Source organism: Amphritea sp. (genome assembly GCF_048266285.1).
Taxonomy (GTDB): Bacteria; Pseudomonadota; Gammaproteobacteria; order Pseudomonadales; family Balneatricaceae; genus Amphritea.
Genome location: NZ_JBLWZV010000040.1, coordinates 1 through 11,343, shown reverse-complemented (window position 1 = coordinate 11,343; position 11,343 = coordinate 1). Strand labels below are relative to the sequence as shown.

The 11,343-nt window shown below is 44.7% G+C and carries 9 protein-coding genes and 2 pseudogenes; 8 read left to right on the top strand and 3 right to left on the bottom strand.

The window, feature by feature from the left end; all coding sequences use genetic code 11:
- Nucleotides 1-531: 531 nt before the first annotated feature.
- The 3 genes from ACN0T0_RS20045 to dctP form a co-directional block, all read right to left on the bottom strand.
- Complete coding sequence (locus ACN0T0_RS20045; RefSeq protein WP_417228582.1) at nucleotides 532-1,830, bottom strand: TRAP transporter large permease; 1,299 nt, start codon at nucleotides 1,828-1,830, stop codon at nucleotides 532-534.
- 4 nt (nucleotides 1,831-1,834) lie between these two features.
- Complete coding sequence (locus tag ACN0T0_RS20040) at nucleotides 1,835-2,242, bottom strand: TRAP transporter small permease (RefSeq protein WP_417228580.1); 408 nt, start codon at nucleotides 2,240-2,242, stop codon at nucleotides 1,835-1,837.
- Nucleotides 2,243-2,398: 156 nt separating this feature from the next.
- Nucleotides 2,399-3,406, bottom strand: coding sequence for a TRAP transporter substrate-binding protein DctP (gene dctP, locus ACN0T0_RS20035; RefSeq protein ID WP_417228578.1), 1,008 nt, complete (start codon nucleotides 3,404-3,406; stop codon nucleotides 2,399-2,401).
- Between the two features lie 462 nt (nucleotides 3,407-3,868).
- Here dctP and ACN0T0_RS20030 point away from each other — a divergent pair, with 462 nt between their 5' ends.
- The 8 genes and pseudogenes from ACN0T0_RS20030 to ACN0T0_RS19995 all read left to right on the top strand — a co-directional run.
- Nucleotides 3,869-5,260, top strand: a complete 1,392-nt coding sequence (locus ACN0T0_RS20030; RefSeq protein WP_417228576.1) for an NAD(P)/FAD-dependent oxidoreductase — start codon at nucleotides 3,869-3,871, stop codon at nucleotides 5,258-5,260.
- Nucleotides 5,261-5,290: 30 nt separating this feature from the next.
- Nucleotides 5,291-6,247: an NAD(P)-dependent oxidoreductase gene (locus ACN0T0_RS20025; protein WP_417228574.1), complete on the top strand. Its 957-nt coding sequence runs from the start codon at nucleotides 5,291-5,293 to the stop codon at nucleotides 6,245-6,247.
- A gap of 20 nt (nucleotides 6,248-6,267) precedes the next feature.
- Nucleotides 6,268-7,704, top strand: coding sequence for an aldehyde dehydrogenase family protein (locus ACN0T0_RS20020; protein WP_417228572.1), 1,437 nt, complete (start codon nucleotides 6,268-6,270; stop codon nucleotides 7,702-7,704).
- Nucleotides 7,705-7,755: 51 nt separating this feature from the next.
- The gene (locus ACN0T0_RS20015; RefSeq protein WP_417228570.1) at nucleotides 7,756-8,121 is read left to right on the top strand and encodes a cupin domain-containing protein; all 366 of its coding nucleotides are present in this window, start codon (nucleotides 7,756-7,758) and stop codon (nucleotides 8,119-8,121) included.
- A gap of 26 nt (nucleotides 8,122-8,147) precedes the next feature.
- Nucleotides 8,148-9,467: an NAD(P)/FAD-dependent oxidoreductase gene (locus tag ACN0T0_RS20010; protein WP_417228568.1), complete on the top strand. Its 1,320-nt coding sequence runs from the start codon at nucleotides 8,148-8,150 to the stop codon at nucleotides 9,465-9,467.
- Nucleotides 9,468-9,513: 46 nt separating this feature from the next.
- On the top strand, nucleotides 9,514-10,539 hold the full coding sequence (locus ACN0T0_RS20005; RefSeq protein ID WP_417228566.1) for a GlxA family transcriptional regulator: 1,026 nt from the start codon (nucleotides 9,514-9,516) through the stop codon (nucleotides 10,537-10,539).
- A 76-nt stretch (nucleotides 10,540-10,615) separates the two neighbouring features.
- Nucleotides 10,616-10,816: pseudogene (locus tag ACN0T0_RS20000) on the top strand (IS3 family transposase); the annotation flags it as partial.
- A 2-nt stretch (nucleotides 10,817-10,818) separates the two neighbouring features.
- A pseudogene (locus tag ACN0T0_RS19995) lies at nucleotides 10,819-11,161 on the top strand (transposase); the annotation flags it as partial.
- Nucleotides 11,162-11,343: the final 182 nt, after the last annotated feature.

Genomic DNA, 11,343 nt, shown 5'->3' with positions numbered 1-11,343 from the left:
ATTTGTCTATCGAGGGATCACGTCCTTCATACGAAGACCAAGCATAATCTCTTGCGTTTATTGAGCAGCCTGTTTGTAATATGAATAGCACGAGAAGCAGACTTACTGAGGCGGTCTTACGAAAATTCAGTGCTGGTTTCATAATCTAAACCTTAAACCCATAAGTGTTTTGGCTCCCTGAATACTCAGGTTGCTGTATTAGAGTGGCCTTTTTATTTACATCTTTTTTGGATACTAAAGTTCAAAATTCGACCAGTCAAGCATAAGCTCTGTGATTTAAAGTCAAATATTACTTGGATTAATACATGTTCAAGGGCACATACTCACTGGCGTAGGTAGTGACTTTGCCTCTCAGCAAAACTTTGTATCTACATCGTACATGTGTACACAGTGTTGATGTACTGTCTTTTTTTCATTGTGTTTTATAGCTTCGCACATCATCGTAATTACAAAAAAACCGCCCTGGGATTAGGGCGGTAAAGAATAGCGGTGAGGCCGCTATGGGTTGGCAAATATAAATTATATATTGGGTTAGATCAGGCCTAGTAGTCGGGGGATAAACAAGGATAGTTCTGGTACAAAGGTAGTGATTAGCATCACCGGGATACCGGCAAATGCAATAAACGCCAGCGCTGGAACAACAGCCTTGTGAATCGAGACATCACCTATCCGACAGGCCATATAGAGTATCGGTGCAACCGGTGGGCTGTTGGCTCCGATTACGACTGAACAGGCAACAATAGAACCGTAATGGATTGGGTCAATGCCGCTGCTAACCATTAGTGGTAGAAACAGAGGAGCAATAACTACCGTTACTGAGACATCATCAAGGATAGCGCCAGCAATGATCAGGAATATATTGATCACAATCAGTATCTGTATGGGGTCTGTGATTAGATTACTGATGGATTCCGTTAGCTCCTGAGGGATTTTCTCAGCAGAGAGTATTCGACCGATCATAAACGAGAACAGCAAAATCATCATGATTGAGCCAGTGGTTTCTGAAGCATCAACAATGCTTCGGCCAAAGGATCGCATCGTAAGATCTTTGTAGATGAAAAAGCCAATAAATATTGCTGCGCAAGCAGCAACTGCAGCAGCTTCAGTTGGTGTAAAGATACCACCGTAGATACCCCCTAATATAATCACGGGTAATGAAAGGGCAGGGGCCGCTTTTAACGAGGCTTTGGATTTAGAGTTGTTAGCTGCAATGGCTTTTCTAGTTTCATCGTTAATCTCTTTAAACCAAGTGTTAGAGAAAAATCTGTTCAGCAGGATTAGAAAACCAATAAGTAGTAATGCAGGCCCGATTGATGCTGCGAACAAAGCGGCCACCGATTGTCGGGTAACTACGGCAAACAGAATCATAATTATCGAAGGTGGGATCAATATACCCAATAGAGATGAGATACCCAGCAGTGCAGAAGAGTATCCTCGAGGATAACCCTTTTGCTCTAAGGGAGGGATCATGATCTTGCCAATGGAGGCAACGGCTGCCGTTGAAGTGCCAGCAATCGCGCCAAAGATACCTGAGGCAAGGATCATTGAAGTACCCATTCCACCCCGCTTATGGCCCATTAGCGTTTCGATAAATTCAACGAGTCGCCGGGCAATACCACCACTTTGCATCAGGTAACCGGTTAGGACAAACAGCGGCAATGCGATCAAAACGACGGAATTAATAGAACGAAAACCTTGCATCATTAAGGTGTTCAGCCCGGTATCGTAGCTGAAAGTCAGAAAAGCCAGAACGCCGGCAAATGACCAAGCTATTGGTATTCCAATGCCCATGAATACGAGTAATAAAACGAGTCCCAGTAGTGCTTCCATAATATTAACCTAACGATCTAATAGTTTTTATATTTATCAAGATGTTTCTGATGGAATAAATAAAAGTACCAACAGCACAAACCATGATTGATGCTTGGGGAACCAGTAAAGAAATGGATAAGCCAGGTGTTACTTGTGGTCTTTTTAATCCCCAGGCCAGCATCTTGTATGACCAAAAAATAAAGAAAGCACAGATGATCGTTGTTATTGAATAAACAATAACTTGATGAATAACTCTTGCTTTACCTGATTTGAGACTTAAAGATAGTAGATCAACAACTAAGTGTTCATCTCGCTTACTGGCAATAAGGGAGCCGGTCATATATAACCAGATACCAAATATCATAATAACTTCTAGAACACCGACGACAGACCAGCCAAAAACATAACGACTCAGAATAAGAAAAATCATGAGTACGACGATACTTAAGCTGGAAATGATTACGATGCTGCTAAGGAGTTTATCTATGAAACTATGTTTTGTGGAATTGTTGCTCTGCATAGTTATTCTCTCAAAGATAAGGAAGCTCTGAAAAACAGAGCTGCCAAGGGAGGAGTATTAAACCTGTCACAGTTTTTCAGCGTTTTCCGTAACGATATCCATGATTTCAGCACCTAACTCTTCACGCATTACAGGCCATACCTTTTCACGGGCTAGTGTCGCGTGGGCTTTAAGTTCTTCATCATTCAGCTCTATGTACTTCATGCCGGATTTAACCGCTTCAGCGACATAGAAATTATCTACTTTCTTAGCTTCTTTAAACTGCTTAGCAACCATCTCATTAGATGCGCGACGGATTGCCGCTTGCTGAGTTTCAGTAAGGTCAGCGAAGGTCTCATCGTTCATGAGGAACATAGCAGTCATAAACATGTGCTTGGTGCGAACGTAGTAATCTAGGGTGTCGCGGAAGTATTCGTAGTCCCAGTAGATTACGTTGCCAGCATCACCATCAACAACGCCTGTCTGAAGTGCTGTATAGACTTCACCCCAGTCGATAGAAGCAGTCTGGTATCCCAGAGCCTGCATAGTTTGAGGGAATGGGAACGCAGGAATAGTACGTACTTTAATATCTTTAGCGGCTGCGCTGTCGGTGGCGTAATGCTTGCTGGTTGCTACGCCATTGAAGCCCTCTGGCCATGGGCCCATGAATTTCAGACCGATATCTTTATAAACGCTATTCAGGGTAGCACTCAACCAACCTGTATCTGAGTAAGCTTTTAAAGCTTCGTCCCAGCTGGTAACCATATATGGCGTGTAGATGACTCCAATACGTTTATCATAAGAGGTCATAGGCCAGGTTAACATGCCATCGATTTCACCGCTGACGAGTAGGTCAAATACTTCTTGCTGACCGCCTAATTCATTTTGGTAATATTCAATTGTTTCAATTTCGCCATCGGAATATTTTTCAATTAACTCACTCCACTCATAAAGGGCCTGTCCTGCTGGAGCATCTTTAGGTGAGGTGCCGATCGCGAGTTTAAGAGTCTCCGCTTGTGCCAGCTGGCTACAGGAAAAGGCGAAAACAGTTGATAGAGTGAGGTATTTTAAAATGGATAATTTATTATTAAACATAAAAACTTCATCCTGTTTTTGTTTTATATGGATCAAATATTTTTATAATCAGACGGTATATTCATCTGAGTTAAATATTTTTAGTATTAAGTGATCACTAGCAATGATTGTGATAACTAAATTCTGCTTAAATTCTATGTTTAGTTTGGATGAGGCGATATGAGGTTTATGTCTGATTCTTGTATGTTTAAGACAAGTGGTATTTTGGGGTTAACCTAGTCTTAAGTATGTGTAGTCAAAAGGATCTTCAATGTCTAAATGTGTCAATTCTGCCTAAATCTACACTTTATTGTCTGATTGTTTCTATCTTTGAGTGTCTGTTCTTCTCTATATTCGATATCTGAGATGAAAGCGTATATCTGTTTTCCAATTAGATATTCGCGGATTGAATCATTTGTAAAGATGTCTAGTTGTCGTTGCAGGTCAAACGTGAAGCAAGTTAAAGACTGAATGAGGAAGGGTATGTACAGAGGTTACTGGTACGCGCAGGCGTTGGATTATGATAATGCAGTTGCGCCTGAGCTGCGATCGGATATCAAAGCGGATGTTTGCATTATTGGCGGAGGTTATTTGGGCCTTTGGACCAGTATCCGTCTGAAACGTGAAAATCCTGATCTTAAAGTCGTTATTGTTGAACGCGACCTTTGTGGTTCCGGGGCTAGTGGTCGGAATGGTGGTATTGCGACTAACTGGTGGGCTAAGTTTTTATCACTGGTTGATCTGTGCGGACGTGATGAAGCTTTTCGAATCTGTTCTGCTGCAGAGTCGGCTATTGATGAAATTGGTGAGTTCTGTGAAGCGAACAATATCGATGCTCAATACCGTAAAGAAGGGTGGATCTGGTCTGCCAGTTCTGAGAAACAGAAAGGCTCTTGGGATGTGTTGGTTAAAGAACTGACCGAGTATCAAGTTAATCCTTTTGAAACATTAGACCCACAGGATGTAGCGCGACGTACAGGTACTCCACGGAATTTGGCCGGTATCTTTGACCCGAATGCTGCAACGGTCCAGCCTGCGATGTTGGCGCGGGGCCTACGCCGTCATGCTTTAGAAATGGGTGTTGAGGTTTATGAAAATACGCCAATGAAAACACTAGAACGTTCCAAAACTCCCGTTGTTAAAGTTGAAAAGGGGAGAGTGACAGCCCAGAAAGTTGTCATTGCCATGAACGCTTGGGGTGCAATCTTCCCTGAACTGCGTCGTAACATTGCCCTAGTTTCCAGCGACATGATCGCCACTGCAAAAGCACCTGAGCGTTTGAAAGAGGCCGGTTTTGTTGGTGGGGAGTGTATGACAGATTCTCGTATTGTACTGAACTACTATCGAAATACGCCAGATGGCCGAGTGGTGTTCGGAAAGCCTTTGGGGGAATTTGGTTTTGGTGGCCGAGTGGGCAATATGTATGAAAAACCATCACCCGCTGTGGGCCCAGTTACTGATTCATTTAATGAGCTTTACCCTCATTTATCTGATATCCCAATTGTTAGTAGTTGGACAGGCCCGATCGATCGAACCATGAAAGGTTTGCCGACATTTGGTCACCTTAATGGCCATGAAAATATTGTCTATGGCATTGGCTTTTCCGGTAACGGTGTGGGTACAACGGTGTTTGCTAGTCGAATTGTCGCTTCTCTTGTACTAGAAAAAGATGATGAATGGGCCCGTTGTGGTCTGGTTAATACGCGTATCAAACGTTTCCCTATTGAGCCATTCCGTTATGTCGGTGGCCGGATGGTGCGCGATGCGTTGGTGCGTAAAGAGGCTATTGAAGACACCGGCGGGGATGCTGGATTTATTACGCGTCAGCTTGCAGCGCTAGCGCCAGCAGGTTATGTACCGACGAAGAAGAAGTAACTCGTCCTTATAATAAATAGAAGAAAAACGATGCAAAAAATTACATTTCTAGATAAAGAGGCGGTAGCAGATACGGTTAGCCTCAAGAGTCCATCCTTTGAGCATTATTGGGATGAGTACTCGTATACAGAACCCGAAAAATTGGTTGAGCGGATGCAGGGGTCGACTGTTGCTATCACTTGTGGAGCACCGCTTAGAGCAACTGAATTAGCTCAGTTACCGGACCTTAAGTTGATCTCTGTAGCGATGACAGGCACTGATCATGTCGATCTTGAGTACTGCAAAGCGAATGGAATAGCTGTCTGTAATGTCCCTGCGTACTCGCCACAAACGGTGGCTGAGCATGCGCTGGGTTTATTGCTAGCGCTACGCCGTCAGATCGGTTCATACAATGATTTATTAAAAACGGATCAGTGGTATGGCGATGATTGGCAAACCAATGTGTTTTTGAATTATCCCATTAGAGATCTGCAAGGCAGCCGTTTGGGTATTGTGGGTGCTGGTGAAATTGGTCGAGCCATGGGCCAAATTGTTTCAGGCCTGGGTATGGAGGTTGTTTATTACAATCCAGGATTAACGAATACCGATATTAATCTTGTTTCCTTTGATGAATTGCTAGAGACGTCCGATGCAATCTCATTGCACTGTCCGTTAATTGACTCTACCCGCGATATGTTCCGTAAAGATGAACTGATAAGGATGAAGCCAGGGGCCGTTATTATTAATGCTGCTCGGGGTGGGTTGATCAATGAGAAGGATATTGTCGAAGTCGTAAAGTCAGGCTTGATTGCGGGCATTGCGCTGGATGTGACTGAAAATGAGCCCTTGACTGCAGATGAGCCTCTATTAGAGCTACTCGGGCATCCTAGCTTCCTTATGACACCTCATGTCGCTTGGAGTAGTCAGCAGGCGATGCAGGGTTTGATGGATCGAGCGATCGATAATATCAATAACTTTTTTGATAAGACTCCAACCAACCTGGTTTAGGTTTTAGTTCAGGATTAATGATGAAAACAAGCTTCATAAATGGTGCTTTTCAGGGCCAAAACGACAATGTCCTACGTAATATCAATCCATCCGACACCAATGATCTGATTGATGAATTTGCTCGAGTAGGCCGTGAAGAAACTGATCTAGCAATAAGTGCAGCAAAGGCAGCGGCGGTTGATTGGGGACAGTCAAATCCACAAAAGCGTTTTGATGTGTTGGATTTTATTGGCTCAGAAATCTTATCTCGAAAACAAGAGTTAGGTGAGTTGCTCTCTCGTGAAGAGGGTAAAACGCTGGTTGAAGGCATCGGTGAAGTTACTCGGGCTGGATATCTATTTAAATTTTTTGCCGGAGAAGCGTTACGCATTCCTGGACAGCGCCTCGATTCTGTTAGAGCAGGGGCAACGGTCGATATTACTCGTGAAGCAGTAGGCGTTATTGGCATTATTACGCCTTGGAACTTCCCTGTCGCAATCCCCGCATGGAAGATCGCGCCAGCCCTGTGTTACGGCAACTCAGTAGTATTTAAACCGGCTGAATTAGTACCGTCATCTGCTTGGGCGTTAGCGGAGATTATTTCCCGTTCAGGGCTGCCCGATGGTGTATTTAATATGCTGATCGGTCCAGGTTCCGCTGTAGGCGATGCGATCATTAAAAACAGATCCGTGGATGCGGTAAGTTTTACCGGGTCAGCAGGAACTGGGGCCAGCATTGCGCAACAGTGTGCCACTCGTATGGCAAAGGTTCAGCTTGAAATGGGAGGAAAGAATCCTCTCATCGTTCTGGATGATGCCAACCTTGAATTGGCTGTTGATATCGCTGTTCAGGGAAGCTTCTATTCTACAGGTCAACGTTGTACTGCCAGTTCTAGAGTTATTGTGACTGATGGTATCTATCAGGACTTTGCACAACTCTTTGCCGAGCGTACCCGAGCTTTACGTGTAGGGCATGCGCTAGACCCACAGACACAAATCGGCCCAGTCGTTGATAGTAAACAGTTGGAGCAAGATCTGAGCTATATCCGCTTAGGGCAAGAGGAAGGCGCAAGCTTGATAGCTGGTGGAGGCTTAGTTAATGCGAAAACGCCGGGGTACTTCCTGCAACCTGCTCTGTTCAGTGATGTAGATAACAGTATGCGAATCTGTCAGGAAGAGGTGTTTGGTCCTGTTGTTACCCTGTCTAGGGTTACCGATTATGAGGCCGCACTGGCCCAAGCCGAAGATACGCAGTTTGGTCTGTCGGCGGGCATAGTGACGAGTTCGCTGAAGCATGCTGAACACTATAAACGACATGCCTCTGCGGGCATGGTAATGGTGAATATGCCAACTGCGGGTGTCGATTATCACGTGCCCTTCGGTGGTACTAAAGCATCCAGCTTCGGCCCTCGTGAACAAGGTAGTTATGCTGTCGATTTCTATACCAAAGTGAAAACCGCTTACCAGCTGCCAATGTAAGTATTTTTTAAGGGTGTTGGGTCATCCAATCCAACACACGGAGTGTCGATGATGAATCAAGTACAAGTAATTAATTTTAAAACCACCACTGAACAGCCACAGGTCTCTGCAGTCGCGAGTGAACGTCGAGTTGAAGGCGCGCCTGAGCAGGTGTTATGGAATAAGTTTATTGATAGCAGCGAAAGCTTGTTATCCGGGACATGGTCTTCGGACGTAGGTACATGGAAAGTAGATTACAACGATCGCAATGAGTTCTGCTACCTGCTGGAAGGAACAATGGCGCTTATTCGTGAAGATGGTTTTCGCACTGAGCTGACAGCAGGAGATGCCTTTGTTATACCGGCGGGTTTTGTTGGTTGTTGGCAAGTGACTGCACCAATGAAAAAACACTATGTCATTCATAAAGTCCAAGCATAAAGTTTGCTGAAGTAGTTGAGATAAGTATGAAGCAGCAAATTATAAATTTACCTTCAGACGATAAAAGCTGCGGCTGGTTAAGATCCTTGCCAGTGCGTAGCATTCAGAGCTTAGATCGGGATGAACAGGCAGATTGGGTTATTGTAGGTGCAGGTTTTACTGGGCTAGGAATTGCCAGACAGTTGGCTGAACATCGTCCTCAGGATCGAATTATTCTTATCGATGCACAGCAAGTGGCAGAGGGCGCTTCAGGTCGTAACTCGGGTTTTCTGATAGATCTTCCTCATAATCTTGGGGCTTCTGATTATATAGGTGATTTGAAAACTGCTCGTAATGAGATGGCTTTGAATGAGGCTGGTATTAGCTACCTTAAACGCTTAGTTAACGAGCACAGTATTGAATGCCATTGGCGTGAGTGTGGCAAGATTCAAGGTGCGGCTAATGCACGTGGCGTAAAAGTATTAGAAGCCTACCGGCAGGGTTTAGATAGACTAGGTGCAGAGTATTCTCTGATGGATGCGAGTGCGATGAAACGCAAACTGGGGACTGAATACTATCTTAAAGGAATGTATACACCTGGCTCTGTGTTGGTTCAGCCGGCTGCTCTGGCACGGGGGTTGGCTGATTCTTTACCTGAGAATGTGACTTTGTATGAGCAGTCTCCGGTTAATACCATTGAGTACGGGGATAAGATCAAGTTGCAGAGCAAGGCAGCGACAATCACAGCATCAAACCTGATTCTTGCAAATAACGCATTTGCTAAAGAGTTTGGGTTTATGAAAGGGCGATTGTTGCCGGTCTTTACCTATTCCAGTATGAGTCGAAAGCTTAATGAAAAAGAGCAGTCTCTGTTTGGAGGAGACCCCTATTGGGGAGTGATACCTGCAGATCCCTTTGGATCAACAGTACGTCGTACAGCGGATCAGCGAGTCTTGATTCGTAACTCGTTTACTTTTAATCCAACGGGAAAGAGTAGCCAGAGCACACGGGATAAAGTCAAAGTTCATCATCAGATGAGTTTTGATAAGCGTTTTCCGTTTCTGCAAGGGGCGGAACTTGAGCATACCTGGGGTGGGGTGATGTGTCTTAGCAGAAATCATGCGCCATTTTTTGGCAAACTACGGGATAATGTTTTTGGCTCATTTTGCCATAATGGTCTGGGAGTGACTAAGGGAACGATCACCGGTAAGCTGCTGGCAGATCTGATCTGTGATCAACCCTCTGGTTTGTTGAGTTACATCAGTTCTCTGGCAGACCCTGCGGTAAATCCACCAGAGCCTTTGCTCTCTGTTGGTGTTAATGCCACACTGAAATTTAAGCAATGGTGTGCCGGTTCGGAGCGGTAGCTTTGAACGGGCAAGGCATGTTTTTATATCTTCGGAGTAATTTTTAGTGGCGTTTCATCATCCAGGAGTATTTGATACTGGAGTTATAGATCCAACGTTAGAGCCTGATTTGACAGTAGGTTTTCTGCTTATTCCCGACTTCACGATGATGCCGGTTGCAGGCTTTGTTGAATCACTTCGTTTTGCAGCAGATCACTCTTTTCGTAGTAACCAGCTGTTTTGTCGTTGGTCATGGATGTCTGAAAATAAGCAGCCGGTCTTGGCGAGCTGTGGAATGGAAATTACACCACAGCTCGGTTTGGTGGATCCTACTCAGTTTGACTATATTGCGGTAGCGGCAGGATTGTTGGAAACAGCAACCCATCCGTCAGAAGCGATTAAAGCTTACCTGCGCCTTGCTGTAGAAAAGGGGGTGCCTCTTATTGGGCTTTGCTCTGGTACTGTCGTTTTGGCAGAGGCGGGTGTATTGGATCAGCACCACTGCGCTGTACATTTTACAATTTGGGAATACTTTAAGAAGCGCTATCCGAGTGTTATGGCTGTAGTGGATTCAGGCCATATTTCTGACCAGAATATAACCACTTGTCCAGGCGGCACTGCTATCGATTTGGCGGCAGATATTATCAGCCGTCATTGTGGACAGTCTCGGGCGAAGAAGGGGTTAGATTACCTGTTAGTTTCTCCTAATGAAGGTGATGCTGTAGAGCAGGAATCGGTGCCCTTAGGTGATGTCTACTATGAAAATCAGCTTATTGAGAAATCAATTTTACTGATGCAGCAAAATCTGAGTACGCCATATCCTATTCGTAATTTGGCGGAGCAGATTGATACTACTGAACGTCAATTGAACCGTCTATTTAAGGTGTTTATGCACTCATCTCCGGCAGCTTATTGGCGAAAACTTCGTTTAGAACATAGTCGTAATTTACTGCTCAATACCTCGAAGCCAATTACTAGCATAGCCTACGAGACAGGTTTTTCAGACGCGTCGCACTTTTCTCAATGGTATAAAAAAGTTTACGGTGAGCCTCCAGCAAAGTTCCGCCGTCGGCGGGTGAGTGCTGATTTGTAATTGGGTTGTTCGTTGCTTTGATTTTATCGGCGGCATTGTAAAAGCGGCTTTCTTGTGCAAAGAGCGCTAGAGCCGCTTTGACTATCTTTGCAACGTTAAAGGCTTTCGTTGGAACCATAAGCGGATTTATCGCATCTACTGTGAGCTGGCTTTGAATCTGAGAATGCGGCCCCGCAGACGCCTTAAAAGTCACAAGCCTGAACTATTAAAGTAACCGTTGCGTTCAAACCAAGTATGGTCAATCGACTTCATGCATGATCAATTGTCTGACGGCAGGCTAAAAACCATATTGGAGTAAACGCAAGAACGGGCCTGACGCATACCCTAAGCATGACAGCCGCCAACGTACACGACATCACAGAAACAGGAAATCTGCTTCATGGCGAGGAGACCTTTATCTCGGCGGATTCAGGTTATCGAGGCGCACAAAAACGAGAGGAACTAAAAGATATCGAAGCGGATTGGCTAATTGCGCTATTTATAAAAAGAAAGGGCCTAGCAAGGTGCGTTTTATCAAGAAACACCCGAGAATAAGCAATCCATCCGAACGGAATATCCCCGAGCCAGTATCCGAGCGAAAGTAGAGCACCCGTTACGAATCATTCAGGGTTTTTCACAAGCGAGCATTGCTCGTCAGATAGGCGTCAACGGGTTACTGCGATCGGCGGAATTAAAGAAGTTGATCCGGTCTACTGCCTGATTCCGATTTGTGCCTTGCTGAGTATTTTTTTTGTTTAATTTTAATTTCTTCGCTTATCTTTTGTAGGGTCAGCCCTTCTCCAATTTGCTGAGTGAGCCTATGGC